The 14,859-nt window shown below is 68.9% G+C and carries 11 protein-coding genes; 4 read left to right on the top strand and 7 right to left on the bottom strand.

All coding sequences use genetic code 11. The annotated features are described in order from the left end of the window. Nucleotides 1–3 precede the first annotated feature (3 nt). The 3 genes from aspT (at nucleotide 4) to C507_RS0101915 (ending at nucleotide 4,341) form a co-directional block, all read left to right on the top strand. Nucleotides 4–1,695, top strand: coding sequence for an aspartate-alanine antiporter (aspT, locus tag C507_RS0101905; protein WP_018697959.1), 1,692 nt, complete (start codon nucleotides 4–6; stop codon nucleotides 1,693–1,695). A gap of 426 nt (nucleotides 1,696–2,121) precedes the next feature. After that, nucleotides 2,122–3,324 (top strand): OsmC family protein, encoded by a 1,203-nt coding sequence (locus C507_RS0101910; RefSeq protein ID WP_018697960.1) that lies wholly within the window; start codon nucleotides 2,122–2,124, stop codon nucleotides 3,322–3,324. Between the two features lie 153 nt (nucleotides 3,325–3,477). Then, nucleotides 3,478–4,341, top strand: a complete 864-nt coding sequence (locus C507_RS0101915) for a DMT family transporter (protein ID WP_018697961.1) — start codon at nucleotides 3,478–3,480, stop codon at nucleotides 4,339–4,341. 40 nt (nucleotides 4,342–4,381) lie between these two features. Here the strand turns inward: C507_RS0101915 and C507_RS0101920 are convergent, their stop codons facing one another. Then, nucleotides 4,382–5,410, bottom strand: coding sequence for an NADP-dependent oxidoreductase (locus C507_RS0101920; RefSeq protein ID WP_018697962.1), 1,029 nt, complete (start codon nucleotides 5,408–5,410; stop codon nucleotides 4,382–4,384). Nucleotides 5,411–5,738: 328 nt separating this feature from the next. Here C507_RS0101920 and C507_RS0101925 point away from each other — a divergent pair, with 328 nt between their 5' ends. After that, on the top strand, nucleotides 5,739–6,956 hold the full coding sequence (locus tag C507_RS0101925) for an MFS transporter (protein ID WP_018697963.1): 1,218 nt from the start codon (nucleotides 5,739–5,741) through the stop codon (nucleotides 6,954–6,956). 1 nt (nucleotide 6,957) lies between these two features. On the opposite strand, the gene C507_RS0101930 is transcribed toward C507_RS0101925, so the two are convergent. The 6 genes from C507_RS0101930 to C507_RS0101955 form a co-directional block, all read right to left on the bottom strand. Continuing rightward, the gene (locus C507_RS0101930; RefSeq protein WP_018697964.1) at nucleotides 6,958–7,734 is read right to left on the bottom strand and encodes a crotonase/enoyl-CoA hydratase family protein; all 777 of its coding nucleotides are present in this window, start codon (nucleotides 7,732–7,734) and stop codon (nucleotides 6,958–6,960) included. Nucleotides 7,735–7,781: 47 nt separating this feature from the next. After that, complete coding sequence (locus C507_RS0101935; RefSeq protein ID WP_018697965.1) at nucleotides 7,782–9,770, bottom strand: acetyl/propionyl/methylcrotonyl-CoA carboxylase subunit alpha; 1,989 nt, start codon at nucleotides 9,768–9,770, stop codon at nucleotides 7,782–7,784. Between the two features lies 1 nt (nucleotide 9,771). Next, entirely contained in the window at nucleotides 9,772–11,379 is a 1,608-nt protein-coding gene (locus C507_RS0101940; RefSeq protein ID WP_018697966.1) for a carboxyl transferase domain-containing protein, read from the bottom strand. Nucleotides 11,380–11,730: 351 nt separating this feature from the next. Then, nucleotides 11,731–13,002 carry an FAD-dependent oxidoreductase gene (locus C507_RS0101945; RefSeq protein WP_018697967.1) on the bottom strand — a complete coding sequence of 424 codons (1,272 nt, stop codon included), beginning with the start codon at nucleotides 13,000–13,002 and terminating at the stop codon, nucleotides 11,731–11,733. A 137-nt stretch (nucleotides 13,003–13,139) separates the two neighbouring features. Continuing rightward, complete coding sequence (locus tag C507_RS0101950; protein WP_156829121.1) at nucleotides 13,140–14,006, bottom strand: ABC transporter permease; 867 nt, start codon at nucleotides 14,004–14,006, stop codon at nucleotides 13,140–13,142. Beyond that, entirely contained in the window at nucleotides 13,999–14,766 is a 768-nt protein-coding gene (locus C507_RS0101955) for an ABC transporter ATP-binding protein (RefSeq protein ID WP_018697969.1), read from the bottom strand. The genes C507_RS0101950 and C507_RS0101955 overlap by 8 nt, the downstream gene beginning before the upstream one ends. Nucleotides 14,767–14,859: the final 93 nt, after the last annotated feature.

Below are 14,859 nucleotides of genomic sequence, written 5' to 3' on the forward strand. Positions count from 1 at the left end.
ATCATGTGGACATACATCGTCGAAACGCTGCGTGCGAACCCGCACATCGCGATCTTCGTCACGCTCGCCGTTGGATACTGGATCGGCAGCAAGAAGTTCGGCAGCTTCAGCCTCGGCGCGGTGACGGGCACGCTGCTCGCCGGCGTCGTCATCGGCCAGATCGGCATCGAGGTCTCGGGGCAGGTCAAGTCGATCTTCTTTATCATGTTCCTCTTCGCCGTGGGCTTCGGCGTCGGTCCGCAGTTCGTGCGCGGCATCGCCACGGACGGCGCACCGCAGGCCCTCTTTGCGGTCGTCATCTCCGCGCTCTGCCTTGGGGTGGTGTGGGTGGCGGCGATGGTCGCGGGCTATGGCCCCGGTCTCGCTGCCGGTCTGCTCGCGGGGGCGCAGACGATCTCGGCCTCGATCGGCCTCGCCGAGGACGCGATCCGCAACTCCGGCCTGGACCCCGAAGCGGCACAGGCGGAAATCTCGCGCATACCGGTCGCCTACGCCATCACCTACCTCTTCGGCACCATTGGAACGGGCTGGGTCCTCGCCTTTCTCGGGCCGAGAATGCTGGGCACGAACATCGCGGAGGCGTGTAAGCAGTACGAGCGCGACGTGCTCAAGGGCGCCTCGAAGGACGGCGATTACATCAGCGCCTGGCGCGCGCGCGAACTGCGGGCCTACCGGGTCCGTGAGGACGGCGTGGCGGTCGGCAAGAGCCGCATCGCGCTGGAAGAGATGGCGGAGGGCGAGCGCATCTTCGTCGAGCGGCTTCGCCGCGACGGGGAGATCGTCATCCCGACGGACGAGACCATCTTGATGGCAGGCGACATCGTCGCCGTCGCAGGCCGCCGCGAGGCCCTCGTCACCCTTTTTGGCGAGGCTGTGGAGGTGGATGATCGGGAACTGCTCGATGTGCCGGTCGAGGCGGTCGACGTGCTGATCACGTCAAAGGCACTCGACGGCCGCGAACTGATCGACATCGCGAAACAGCCCTACACCCGCGGCGTCTACCTCAACTCGATCCGGCGCGGGTCGGCAGCGGTGAACATCCCCATCCTGCCGGGCACCAAGATCAACCGCGGCGACATCCTGCGCGTGGCCGGCTCCAAGTCCAACGTCGACACCTTCGTCACGGAAGCAGGCTATGCCGACCGTCCGCAGACCGTCACCGACATGGTCCTCGTGGGCCTCTCAATCCTGATCGGCGGCCTGATCGGCGCGGCCGTCCTGCCCATCGGCGGCGTGCCGATCACCCTCAGCACGTCGGGTGGCGCGCTGCTGGCCGGGATCTTCGTGGGCTGGTTCCGCACTGTTCGTCCGCAGATCGGCAACATCCCCCAGCCGACGCTCTGGTTCATGAACTCGGTCGGCCTCAACGTCTTCATCGCCGTGGTCGGTCTGTCTTCAGGACCCACCTTCATCCAGGGCTTGAGGGAGGCGGGGTTCGGCCTCTTCCTCTGGGGGATCGTCGCGACCGCGGTGCCGATGCTGCTGGCCCCGTACATCGGCAAGTACATCTTCCGCTTTCACGACGCGATCAATCTCGGCTGCTGCGGCGGCGCGCGGACTTCCACGGCCTCGGTCGCGATGGTTGGCGAGCAGGCCAAGAGCGACGTGCCGATGCTCGGCTACACGGTGCCCTACGCCGTCAGCAACACGCTGCTCACGCTCTGGGGCCTTGTCATCGTCCTGCTCGTCATGTGACGGCGATGGCCGAACGGTGAAGCCAGGGGCGCCCCGCCGGGGGCGCCCTATCTTTTCCGGAAGACGCGTTCAGGAACCTGACCGGATCGTTCTCCGAGGCCCCTCCTGTCGCGATCATCTCTATCTTCGTCTGCGTCGCGGTCGAACGAATGGGAATAGTTGCCCGCCTAAAATCGCCCCCGTGTCGCACCGCCGAGCGTCGCGCACAAACTCCGGTCGAGCGGCCTGGCCGACCCGTAGGCACTCCACGATCACGCGCAGATGGGGGCAGCCCGGCAATCGACGGCCGGCGAGCGGAGCCATCGGGTTGATTTGTTCTGCAATCGATTGCAGAATCACTCTCAGAGCGTCGGTCCCAAGGCGGCCCGACGACGGAAGAGACATGGCCCGAACGGGCCGCAGCCGAAATCTTGGGGGAACCGACCGATGGCCGAGCTCACACTGGAAGGGCTTGCCCGCCCGCTGGTCCACGAAGTCCAGGGGCTCGAGGCGGCCGGTCTGGAGCCGCCGGAGAACCGCCGCGGTCAATCCGTCCGCGCCTGGGTGCGCTCCCTCGATGGAATCCAGAAGGAAGGCATCACCTTTTCCGGGCGCAGCGGCCGGGCCTGGCGGTTCGCCTCCGATGAAGGCGCGCATCTGGGCGGCCGGGACTTCGCGCCCAACCCGCTCGGCTATGTCGGCGTGGGCATGGCGGCGGCGTTCATGACCGAGCTCCTCGCGCTCGCCAGGATGCGCTCCATCACGCTGCGCGAGCCCATATTGGTGGTGGAGAATTTCTACTACCGCGACGGCTCCTTCCCGAAGGGCACGATGGTGTCCGGAGCCCTCTCGCCGGAGGTGTCGTTGCGCTGCGGCTCCGACGCCGATCCGGCCGATCTCGGCCAGTTGCTCGTGGATGCCGTGGCCGCGACGCCGATCAGCGGGCTGGTGCGCGACGAGAAGATCAGCCTCTTCACCCTCACCCTGAACGGCAAAGAGATCGAGGCGACGGGCGTCGCACCGATGGGGGCCACCCCCCTGCCCGACCCCGGCGATCCGATCGCGGCGCTGAGGCCGGCGGATGCGTTCGAGGCCAACCAGCCGCTCGCCTGGAAATCCTGCTCGGAGGAGGAGATGATCGAGCGCATCGCGACGGATCCGCCGCGCGCGCCGACGCTGTCCGGCACGAAGAAGCTCCTGCACCTCAGGACCACCTGCACCCTGCGGCCGGACGGAACCTACGACTGCCTGCGCGAACAGTACGCCCAGGCCTCGTCCTCCTGGACCTTCGTGGTCGACGACCGGCCGGACCAGGAGAACGCCATCGCGCCGGACAGCGCCAGCGTCTTCGCCATCGGCCTGATCTTCTGCTTCATGACGCAGATGGGCCGCTATGCCCACATGGCGAAGCTGCCCCTGGACAGCTACCGGGTTGTGCAGGACCTGCACCTGACGCAGGGCGGTGCCTCCGCCGGCTCCGGCGAGCGCGGCGACGGAGATCCCGTCGAGACCCATGTCTTCGTGGATTCGCCGCTGGAGGCCGACGCCGTCGCCGATATCGTGCGGGTGGCGGAACGCACCTGCTTCCTGCACGCGCTCTGCCGCGACAGGGCGAAGGTCAAGGTGCGCCAGGCGGCCGAGCTCGCCTGACGGCTTCCGTGTTCCCGTCATCCGGGAACACGCCCATCGGCGACCGGTCACCGCCCGTCGCGCAAAGATGACTGTATCGCCCCGCCGGATCGTGCCACGCAATCTCGATGACGTGTGATGCGCGCGTGCGCGACCGGAGGGCAACTGCCGACCATGACAGCGATCCGGCTGTTTCTGATCACCGCGCTGGTGATGACCGCCTTCGCCGCCAACTCGGTGCTGAACCGGCTGGCGCTCGCCGACGGCGTCATCGGTCCGGGCGCCTTCGCGGCCATCCGGCTCGGCTCGGGCCCCCTCGCCCTCTGCCTGCTGGTCCTTCTCACCCGGCGCCGGCCGCACTGGCTCCGGCCCGGCCGGATCCTGCCCGTGGTGGCGCTTGCCGCCTATGTCGGCGGCTTTTCGTTCGCCTATGTCGCGATGGACGCCGGGCTCGGCGCACTCATCCTGTTCGGCGTCGTCCAGATGACCATGTTCGCCGGCGCATTCCAGGCGCGCGAGTCGATCCCGGCCCGCAAGTGGACCGGGGCCGTCCTCGCCTTCGCCGGCCTCGTGTGGCTCCTGTGGCCGGCCGGCGCGGGGGCTCCGCCGCTCGGCGCCGCGCTCCTCATGGTTGCCGCGGGCATCGGCTGGGGCGCCTATTCGCTCATCGGACGGTCGGCGGCAGACCCGCTGTCGGAGACGGCCGTCAACTTCGCTCTTGCCACGCCGCTCGGCCTGGCGCTCTGGCTGCTGCCGGCCGGCGCCGAAATCGTCACGGCGCCGGGCGTCAGGCTCGCCGTTGTGTCCGGCGTGGTCACCTCCGGCCTCGGCTATGCGCTGTGGTACAGCATCCTGCCGCGGCTTTCGGCGAGTGCCGCGGCGATCGCCCAGCTGACCGTGCCGCCGATCGCGATGGCCGGCGGTGTAGCGGTCCTGGCCGAACCCCTCACCTGGCGCTTCGCGCTCGCCAGCGTTCTGGTGCTCGGCGGGGTTCTCTACTCGAGCCTCGGCAGGGCTGTCCCGCGCCGGACGCGGTGAGAGCCGGCCCCGCCGCGCGGTCGCGCCGGGGCCGACGCAATCAGCCCAGCTTGATGACGCGCTTGCCGAAGGCCTCGCCGTTGAGGAGGCCGATGAAGGCGGCGGGGGCCTGTTCCAGTCCCTCGATCATCTCCTCGCGGTAGTGGATCCGGCCCTCGCTCACCCAGCCGCCGACCTGATGGGCGAATTCGGGATAGAGGTGGCCGAAATCGTTGAAGACGATGAAGCCGCGCACGGTCATCCGCTTGCGCAGTATGGTGCCGAGCAGAAGGTTCAGCCGGTCCGGCCCCTCCGGCAGCGAGGTGGCGTTGTACTGGGAAATGAGGCCGCAGACCGGGATCCGCGCCGAGGTGTTGAGGAGCGGCAGGACGGCGTCGAACACGGCCCCGCCGACATTCTCGAAATAGATGTCGATCCCGTCCGGCACCGCCGTCTTGAGCGCATCGGGAAAGCCCTCGGCCTTGTAATCGACGCAGGCATCGAAGCCGAGCGTCTTCACCACGTGCGCGCATTTTTCCGGGCCGCCGGCGATGCCCACGACGCGCAGGCCGAGGATCTTGCCGATCTGGCCGACGGTCGCGCCCACCGGCCCGCTCGCGCCGGCAACGACGAGGGTCTCGCCCTCCTTCGGCTCGCCGATCTGGGTCAAGCCCGCCCACGCCGTGAGACCCGGCATTCCGAGCACGCCCAACGCCCAGGACGGATTCTCCGGCTCCTTGCCCATGTTGATGACGCCGGTGCCGTCGGACACCGCGTAGTCCTGCCAGCCGCCGAACGCGACCACCCGGTCGCCCGCCTCGAAGCCCTTCACGTCCGAGGTCACGACTTCCGCAACGGTGCCGCCGACCATCACCTCGCCGATCTCCACCGGAACCGCGTAGGACGGCGCGTCGCTCATGCGGCCCCGCATGTACGGGTCGAGGGACAGGAACTCGTTGCGCAGCAGCATCTGGCCGGCACCGGCTTCAGGACGGTCCTCGGTTTCCAGGCGCAGCGTCTTCTCGGTCGGCACGCCCTTGGGGCGCTCCGCCAGGACGAACTTGCGGTTGACGGTTTCGGATTGGCTCATGGGGGACAGCTTTCAATCGGTAGGAAGACGTCGGATCGCTCCCACTTATGAACGCCGCGCGTCGAGACAATGGCGAAAGGGACCCGCGCGCGTCCTGGCGGTCGGTTTGCCGCATGCCGGCAGCGACCGTCCCGACCGCTCCCGAGGGGTCCGTCATCGTGCGCGAAACTGGAGCCATGCCGTTTTCACAGGGCAGAGGTCCACTGCACCGACTTGCAGATGCTGCAACGCAGCATAGTCTCGGGATCAACGAGTCCACCGACCCGCGCCTGAGTGATGCGTGCGCGGCATCGGGACCATCCCCCGTTCCAGAGCTTCGGTGATATCCATGACGACCATTCCAGGCGTCGCCCCCGCCACCCCGTCCAGCCGCCTGCCGCTGATCGCGCTGGCGCTCGCGTCCTTCGGCATCGGCACCACCGAGTTCGTCATCATGGGCCTGTTGCCCAACGTGGCGGCCGACCTGCAGGTGACCATTCCCGCAGCCGGCCTCCTGGTGACGGGCTATGCGCTGAGCGTCACCTTCGGCTCGCCCTTCCTGGCGGTTGCCACGGCGCGGATGGACCGGCGCAAGGCGCTGCTTCTGCTGATGGGTGTCTTCATCGCCGGCAACGTGCTGTGCGCCGTTGCCGGCGACTACTGGCTTTTGATGGGCGCGCGCGTCGTCACCGCGCTGTGCCACGGCGCCTTCTTCGGCCTGGGTGCCGTGGTGGCCTCGTCGCTGGTGCCCCCGCACAAGCGCGCCCAGGCGATCGCCATGATGTTCGCAGGCCTGACGCTCGCCAACGTGCTCGGCGTGCCCTTCGGCACGGCCATCGGCGAGGCGCTCGGCTGGCGCAACACCTTCTGGGCCGTGGTCCTGATCGGCGTTGCCGCTGCGGCGGCGCTCTATGCCTGGCTGCCGCGCGACATCCCGGTCCCCAAGGTGAACTTCCTGCGCGAGGCGGCTTCCATCGGCAGCACCCAGGTGGTGCTGGCCATGGCCATCAGCGTGCTCGCCTCCGCCAGCCTGTTCAGCGTGTTCACCTACATCGCACCGATGATGCAGGAGGTGACCGGCATTTCCGGCCACGCCATCACCGTCATGCTGCTGATTTTCGGCGTCGGCCTGACCATCGGCAACTTCGTTGGCGGCCGTCTCGGCGACTGGAAGCTGATGCCGTCGGTGATCGGCATCTTCCTGCTGCTGATCCCGACGCTCGCGCTCCTGAGCCTGACGAGCCACGCCATGCTGCCGGCGGCGATCACCCTGTTCGTGTGGGGGGCGCTGGTGTTCGCGCTGGTTTCGCCGCTGCAGATGCGGGTGGTGACGGAAGCCTCAGACGCACCGAACCTCGCGTCCACCGTGAACCAGGGCGCCTTCAACTTCGGCAACGCCATCGGCGCCTGGATCGGCGGCGTCGGCATCACCTGGGGCGTGGCCTACGACCAGTTGCCCTGGATCGGCGTGTCGCTGGCGGTGGTCGCCCTGGCGCTGACCGTCGTGTCCTGGCGCATCGACGTGCGCCGGCGCGCCGCCGGATCGGCTGTCGCCGTTCCCTGCTGACCTATCGGTCGGAGCGGTCAAAGAAGGCGGCGATGCGCGCCTGCGCTTCGTCGCTCTCCCAGCGATCGGCCAGCGCGGCCACGGTCGCCTCGATGTGATCGGCGGCCGGCGAGCCGCCGAGGTTGAGGCACAGCGCCTTGGCCGCGCCCATGGCACCGGGCGCACAGGCAAGGGCCGCCTTGCATTCCGCCTCGATCGCGGCGTCGAGCGCGTCCCCCGTGACGACCTCCGAGACAAGCCCGCTGCGCGCTGCATAGTCCGCGTCGAAGGGTTTTGCGGTGAGGAAGACGCGTCGCGCGAACCCCTCCCCCATGCGCCGGACCACGAACGGCCCGATGGTCGCGGGGATGAGGCCGAGCTTGGTTTCCGTCAGGGCGAAGCGCGTGCCCTCCGCGGCAATCACGATGTCGGAGACGGCCATCAGCCCCAGCCCGCCGCCATAGGCCGGGCCATGCACCCGGGCGATGACGGGGCGCGGCAGCGCGTTCCAGGCGGCCAGCATGTCGGCCAGCGTCCGCGCCTCGGCGATCTTGCCGACGCGGTCCTTCTCCGCCTGGTCTCGCATCCAGCCGAGATCGCCGCCGGCGCAGAAGCTTCGCCCCTCGGCGGCCAGCACCACCACGCGCACGTCCGGGTCCTGGCCGAGCCGGTCCGCGAGCGTCGTGAGCTCGGCGATCATCGCCGCGTCCATCGCGTTGTGCTTGTCCGGCCGGTCGAGGGTCACCGTGGCCACGCCGCGCGCGTCGATGCCGACCCGGACCGTCTCGTACTCGCCCATGGCGTCTGCCTCTCCGTCCGATGGTTGGTTCGCGGGCCGGAGGACGGTCAGTCCTCGGCCTGGTAGCGCAACAGCACCGCGCCGCCGTCCACAGCATCGCCAACGGCGCACAGCACCTCGGCGATCAGGCCATCGCGATGGGCAACGAGCGTCGTTTCCATCTTCATGGCCTCCATCACCACCAGCTTCTCGCCTTCCCGCACCTGGTCGCCGGCGCAAACGGTCACGCCGCGCACGATGCCGGTCATCGGGGCGGTGAGGATGTCGGAGGCGTCCGCCGCGTGCGAACCGGCCGCGAGCGGATCGGGGAAGGCGATCTCGAACGAATGGCCGTCGATCATTGCGGCGACGATGGTGGCGCCCGCCGTTTCGTAGCGCACCAGATCCGCCGCGACGCGCGCCTTCAGCGGTCCCGACCGGGCGGCGACACCGCCTTCGGAGCGAGCAACGTCGGCGAGATCGAGCGGGTCGCCCTCGCCGCCTTCGAGCCGGCAGGACCCGTGGCCACCCAGAACCAGCCGGCGGGTGATCTCCATGTCGCGGTAGCGGGCACGCACCGTCACGCTTCCTTCGCCGAAGAGGCGCCAGCCAGCGAAGCGGGCCGCCGGGTCGACCCCGAGCGCCTCGATGGCGGCAAACGCGATCGCCGCTTCCGACAGGTCGGGCCGTGCGGTGAGCGCGGCCGTGTTGCGGTCGATCAGGCCGGTGTCGACGATGCCGCCGGCGAACTCTGGCTGACGGGCAAGCGCCAGGAGGAAGTCCCGGTTGGTGACGGTCCCGGCCACGTGGGTTTCGGCGAGCGCGGTTGCCAATCCGCCGAGCGCCGCCTCGCGCGTCGCCGCATGGGTGACGAGCTTGGCGATCATCGGATCGTAGAAGGGTGTGATCTGGTCGCCGGTCCTGACGCCCGCGTCGATGCGCGCGCCCGGACCAAAGCCGAGGTGCGCCAGCCTTCCGGTCTGCGGCAGGAAGTCGTTGGCCGGATCCTCGGCGTAAAGCCGCGCCTCGAAGGCATGGCCGGTGATCGCAATCGCGTCCTGCTCCACCGGGATAGGCTCTCCGGCGGCGACGCGGAGCTGCCATTCGACCAGATCGGTACCGGTGATCGCCTCGGTGACGGGATGCTCCACCTGCAGGCGGGTGTTCATTTCCATGAACCAGAAGCCGTCGGGCCTGAGCGGGCCGGAGCCGTCGGCGATGAACTCGATGGTGCCGGCGCCCTCGTAGCCGATCGCCTTCGCCGCGGTGACGGCGGCCTCGGTCATCGCCGCGCGGACTTCGTCGGTCATGCCCGGCGCGGGCGCTTCCTCGATGACCTTCTGATGCCGGCGCTGCAGCGAGCAGTCGCGCTCAAACAGGTGCACGACATTGCCGTGCCGGTCGCCGAAGACCTGCACCTCGATGTGGCGCGGCGTCGGCACAAACTTCTCCACCAGCACCCGGTCGTCGCCGAAGGCCGCCTTCGCCTCGCGCTTCGCCGAGCCGAGCGCATCCTTGAAGTCACCCGGCCGCTCGACCTTGCGCATCCCCTTGCCACCGCCGCCGGCGCGCGCCTTGATCAGCACCGGGTAGCCGATGTCGGTGGCCTTGCCGGCCAGCACGACCAGGTCCTGCGCCTCGCCGTGATAGCCGGGCACCACCGGCACGCCGGCCTTTTCCATCAGCCGCTTGGCGGCGTCCTTGTGCCCCATGGCGCGGATGGCGGACGCCGGCGGACCGACGAAGATCAGCCCGGCCTGCTCCACCGCCTCCACGAATTCAGGGTTCTCCGAGAGAAAGCCGTAGCCCGGATGGATGGCATCGGCGCCGCTCTGGCGGGCGGCACGCAGGATCGCCTCGACGCAAAGATAGCTTTCCGCCGCCGGCGCCGGCCCGATCCCCACGGCGGCGTCGGCCATGTCCACGTGCAGCGCGTCGCGGTCGGCATCGGAATAGACGGCGACGGTGCGGATCCCCATGCGCCGCGCGGTGCGGATGATCCGGCAGGCGATCTCGCCGCGATTGGCGATCAGGAGCGTCTTGATGGCCCTGGTCATCTCACATCCTGAACAGGCCGAACGAGGTGTCCTCGATCGGCGCGTTGAGCGCGGCGCGCAGGCTCAGCGCCACCACGTCGCGGGTCTTGCGCGGGTCGATGATGCCGTCGTCCCACAGGCGCGCGGAAGCGTAGAAGGGATGGCTCTGGCGTTCGAACTGGTCGAGGACCGGCTGCTTGTAGGCGGCCTCGTCCTCCGCGCTCCAGCTGCTGCCCTTGGCCTCGATGGTCGTGCGCCGGACGCTGGCCAGCACGCCGGCCGCCTGCGGTCCGCCCATCACGGAGATGCGCGCGTTCGGCCACATCCACAGAAAGCGCGGCCCGTAGGCGCGGCCGCACATGCCGTAGTTGCCGGCGCCGTAAGAGCCGCCGATGATGACGGTGACCTTCGGCACCGAGGCCGTGGAGACGGCCGTGACCAGCTTGGCGCCGTCCTTGGCGATGCCGCCGGCCTCGTATTTCGAGCCGACCATGAAGCCGGTGATGTTCTGCAGGAACAGGAGCGGGATCTTGCGCTGGCAGCACAGCTCGATGAAGTGCGCCCCCTTGAGCGAGCTCTCGGAAAACAGCACCCCGTTGTTGGCGAGGATCCCCACCGGCATGCCGTCGATATGGGCGAAGCCGGTCACCAGTGTGGTGCCGTAGCGTGGCTTGAACTCGGCAAAGTCCGAACCGTCGACGATGCGCGCGATGATCTCGCGCACGTCGAAGGGCGTGCGGGTATCGGCCGGCACGACGCCGAGGATCTCGTCCGGGTCGAGCCGCGGCGGCTCGGGCGCGCGCATCGCCACGTCCGGCGCCGGTACCGGCCCGAGATTGCGAACGATCTCGCGGGCGAGCGCCAGAGCGTGGTTGTCGTCGTCGGCGAGATAGTCGGCCACGCCGGACAGGCGGGTGTGGGTGTCGCCGCCGCCCAGCGTCTCGGCGTCGACAACCTCGCCGGTGGCCTCCTTCACCAGCGGCGGACCGGCCAGGAAGATGGTGCCCTGCTCCTTCACGATGATGGTCTGGTCGCTCATCGCCGGCACGTAGGCGCCGCCGGCCGTGCAGGAGCCCATGACCACGGCAATCTGGGCGATGCCCTTGGCGCTCATCCGCGCCTGGTTGAAGAAGATCCGGCCGAAATGATCGCGGTCGGGAAACACCTCGTCCTGGTTCGGCAGGTTGGCGCCACCGGAATCCACCAGGTAGAGGCAGGGCAGCCGGTTTTCCTCGGCGATTTCCTGAGCCCGCAGGTGCTTCTTCACGGTGAGCGGATAGTAGGTGCCGCCCTTCACCGTGGCGTCGTTGCAGACGATCATGCAGTCGCGGCCCTCGACCCGGCCGACGCCTGCAATGACCCCTGCCGACGGGATGTCTTCGCCGTAGACGTCCCTCGCCGCGAACAGTCCGATCTCGAGGAACGGCGAACCGGGATCGATCAGCCCCTCGATCCGGTCGCGTGGCAGCAGCTTGCCGCGGGAAGCGTGGCGTTCGCGCGCGGCCTCGCTGCCACCCCGGGCAATTCGGGCGGCCTCACCGGCCACGGCCTCGAGCTGGGCCTCCATCGCAGACCGGTTGGCGGCGAAGTCCGGCGAGGCCGGCGAAAGGGCGGACACGAGACGCGTCATGAACGGCACATCCCGGGCGCAACCGGGCTGCGGACAAATTTGGGCCTCAACACACTCTCCTCCCGCTCGCCCGGCTGGACGGATCGGCTCCGCCGGATCGTGGCGCAGACGTCCCAGAGGCGGCCGCGACTCGCCACAGGATACGGACAGCGCGGCCGGCTTGTCCACGCAGGTTGCAGGCGCGCGCCGACCTCGCGTCGAGCAGCGATGCCCGCCGGTCGCGGCAAAAATGGGGAGACGCGGCAGGCCCGTCACCGGGGCGAGGCGAGCAGGCCGCCGATCGGCATGAGGAGAGAGGCGAAACCGACTGGTCGCGCTTGTCTTTCCGGAGCGTGCGGAATGGCCCGGAGGCTAGATGATGGCGCCCTGGGCGGTCAGCGCCTCGCGCACCTGGTCTGCCGCCGGAGCGCGGCCGCTGCGCGCCGAAAGTGCCGCCGCCGTGCCGGCCGCCTCGCCGGTGGCGAAGGCCGTGCCCATCACCCGGATCGAGCCGTAGGCCAGGCTGTCGGCACCGATGACCCGGCCGCCATACCAGACATTGTCGAGACCGCGCGCCCGCACCGCGTCGAGCGGCACGTGGAAATAGCCGCGCGCGCCGATCTTTTCATAGAGCGGCTTGCCCGCTTCCTTGTGCAGCTCGATGGGCCAGGCCCCCCGGGCGATCCCGTCCTCGCGCAGGCGGCCTTCCACCACGTCCTCGTGGGTGATCTCGTAGCGCGCGGCCGGGTGCCGGCTTTCGCGAATGCCGATCTGCGGGCCGGTCTGGGCAAGCCAGGCATTCTCGAAGCCCGGCACCTGCTCGCGCAGAATATCCACAAGGGCCAGCGCCATCTCGCGGGCCCGCTGTTCCGCCCTGGTGAAGGTGCGCGATGACAGGTCCGTCATCTCCCGGTCGATGATCAGCCACCAGAAGTCGCCGGAGCCGGGAACGCGGGTGTAGATGCCGCCGTCGTTGCGGTGGATCGGGTCGTTGCCTCGCGCATTGTAGGCCGCCACGGCCGCCTTGATGGCCTCGCGATCGATCTTGACCGACGGGTTCAGGCCACCCACCCGCATCGGCATGGTGCCCGCCTGCAGGTGCTTTTCCTCGTCGCCCACCCGGAACGGCAGTCCGGCGACGAGCGCCATGTTGGCGTCACCGCTGGCGTCGACGTAGGCCTCGGCACCCACCTGGCTGCGCCCGTCCATGCCGGCCAGCGTCGCCGCCTCGACCCGGCTGGCGGTCCGCGAGACGGCGGCCAGACGGGTGTGCAGCATCACGTCGATGCCATGCTCCGCGCACAGCCGGTCCAGCGCCACCTTCAGGCGTTCGGGATCGAGCAGAACGATCCAGTTGCCGGTGGTCTCGGAGTGATAGGGTTCAGCCCCGACGCCGAGCTTGCGCAGCGCGCCGAGCACCTGTTCGCCGGCCCCGCCGACCGCCTGGATCGGCTCGTTGCCCTGCTGGAAGAAACCGCAATAGGCGAGCACCTGAGCATTGGTCGCCGCGCCGCCGAGGAAGCCGTACTTCTCCACAAGACACACCTTGGCCCCGGCCTTGGCGGCCCCGAGCGCGGCGCCGATGCCCCCTGCACCGCCACCGGCGACCAGCACGTCATAATCGGCATCGGCCTGTCTGCTCATCGGATCCTCGACTGTTTCGACATTTCAGGGGCGCAGGACGAACGAATGGGCGCGCATGCCACTCAGGCGTGCCCGGTCCGCGCCGTTGCGGGTGCGTTGCGGCAAGGGGGAGCCGGCGCCCGCCTCCCCCGGATCGACTAGTTCCGCCAGCGCAGGAAGTGGCGCTCGGCGAGCGAGATCAGCCAGCTCACGATCAGCCCCAGCATCGACAGGACGATCACGCCGGCGATGAGCTGGTCGGTGGCCATCAGGTTGCCGGCGAGCAGCACGTAAGCGCCAATGCCGTATTCGGCACCGATCATCTCCGCCGCGACCAGCAGGATGATGGAGATGGACGCGGCGATCCGCATGCCGTTCAGGATGGCCGGGAGCGCGCTCGGCAGCACGATCTTCCGGATGATCGCGGCGCGGCTCATGTTGAAACTCTGGCCCATGCGGATCAGCGACCGGTCCACGGCGTCGATGCCGCCATAGGTGGCGATGACCATCGGGAAGAAGGAGCCGAACAGGATCGTGGCGACCTTGGAGCCCTCGCCGATGCCGAACCAGATGATGAACAGCGGCAGGAGGGCGATCTTCGGGATCGGGAAGATGGCGGCCACCAGCGGCCGGAAGGCCGAGCGCGCCAGCGAGTAAAGCCCGATCAGCACGCCGACGACGGTGCCGAGGATCGTGCCGCAGACAAAGCCGATGACCAGCCGCTGCAGAGATGCGGCGAGATGGTTGTAGAGCATCCCGCTCTCGACGAGGTTGCGGAAGGCGGTGAGCACCTCGCTCGGCGCCGGCAGCACCAGCGGCGAGATCAGGCCGAAGCGCGAGCCCGCCTCCCACACCGCCAGCAGCAGCAGGAAGACCAGCGGCGGCACGTACCACAGCGCCTTGGGCGAGAAACCCGCACCGCGGAACGGAACCCGCCGGGTCTCGACGTCCTTCGCCACCGGGCGCAGCGGGATCGGCTCGGCCACGCCGGTCGGCGTCTGCACGGTTCGGTCGGGACTATGCATCGTTCAACTGCCTGTCTGCGGTCAGCGCCTCTTCCCGCATCATTTCCCACAGCTGGGTCTGGATGCGGCCGAGATGGGCGCTGTCGGCGGACCGCTCGGACAGCGGCGTGTCGATGTCGACGATCTCGCGGATCTCGCCCGGGCGGCGCGACAGGACCACGACACGGTGACCGAGGCGGACCGCTTCGTTGAGATTGTGGGTGATGTAGCAGGCGGTGAAACGCTCGCGTTCCCACAGCGACACGAGGTCGTCCATCAGGAGTTCGCGGGTCTGGCTGTCGAGGGCGGACAGAGGCTCGTCCATCAGGAGAACCGCCGGGTCGACGGCGAGCGCGCGGGCGATGGCCACGCGCTGCTTCATGCCGCCGGAAAGCTGGCGCGGATAGACGCCGGCGAAATCGGAAAGCCGCGTGCGGGCCAGCACGTCGGAAATGCGGCCCTGGATCTCCGACTTGCCGAGCTGATGGCCTTCCAGCACCAGGGAGATGTTGCCAGAGACCGTGCGCCACGGCAGCAGCGCGAAATCCTGGAAGATGTAGGTCAGCGGATTGAGCGATCCCTTCGGCGGCGCGCCGACTTCCAGGATCTCGCCCTGGGTTGGCTGCTCCAGGCCGCCGAGCAGGCGTAGCAGCGTGGACTTGCCGCATCCGGACGGGCCGACGATGCAGACGATCTGGCCGCTGGGAATGGTGAGGGTCACGTCGCGCAGGACATCGAGGTCGTCGTAGCGGTGCGTGAGATTGCGGATCTCGAGGTCCATGGGACAGCGCTTTCGGTTCGATCGGAACAGGTGCGATCGGATGCGAAACCCCCGCGACCCGGCGGCTGGCCGGGGCGCGGGGGCATCGCGTCA

The organism is Amorphus coralli DSM 19760, from assembly GCF_000374525.1.
GTDB lineage: Bacteria > Pseudomonadota > Alphaproteobacteria > Rhizobiales > Amorphaceae > Amorphus > Amorphus coralli.

Excerpts from the sequence above, each read along its gene's own strand:
- C507_RS0101955 (WP_018697969.1), bottom strand. The coding sequence starts at position 14,766 with ATGGACCTCGAGATCCGCAATCTCACGCACCGCTACGACGACCTCGAT.
- C507_RS0101910 (WP_018697960.1), top strand. The coding sequence starts at position 2,122 with ATGGCCGAGCTCACACTGGAAGGGCTTGCCCGCCCGCTGGTCCACGAA.
- C507_RS0101945 (WP_018697967.1), bottom strand. The coding sequence starts at position 13,002 with ATGAGCAGACAGGCCGATGCCGATTATGACGTGCTGGTCGCCGGTGGC.
- aspT (WP_018697959.1), top strand. The coding sequence starts at position 4 with ATGTGGACATACATCGTCGAAACGCTGCGTGCGAACCCGCACATCGCG.
- C507_RS0101940 (WP_018697966.1), bottom strand. The coding sequence starts at position 11,379 with ATGACGCGTCTCGTGTCCGCCCTTTCGCCGGCCTCGCCGGACTTCGCC.
- C507_RS0101915 (WP_018697961.1), top strand. The coding sequence starts at position 3,478 with ATGACAGCGATCCGGCTGTTTCTGATCACCGCGCTGGTGATGACCGCC.
- C507_RS0101925 (WP_018697963.1), top strand. The coding sequence starts at position 5,739 with ATGACGACCATTCCAGGCGTCGCCCCCGCCACCCCGTCCAGCCGCCTG.
- C507_RS0101920 (WP_018697962.1), bottom strand. The coding sequence starts at position 5,410 with ATGAGCCAATCCGAAACCGTCAACCGCAAGTTCGTCCTGGCGGAGCGC.
- C507_RS0101950 (WP_156829121.1), bottom strand. The coding sequence starts at position 14,006 with ATGCATAGTCCCGACCGAACCGTGCAGACGCCGACCGGCGTGGCCGAG.
- C507_RS0101935 (WP_018697965.1), bottom strand. The coding sequence starts at position 9,770 with ATGACCAGGGCCATCAAGACGCTCCTGATCGCCAATCGCGGCGAGATC.
- C507_RS0101930 (WP_018697964.1), bottom strand. The coding sequence starts at position 7,734 with ATGGGCGAGTACGAGACGGTCCGGGTCGGCATCGACGCGCGCGGCGTG.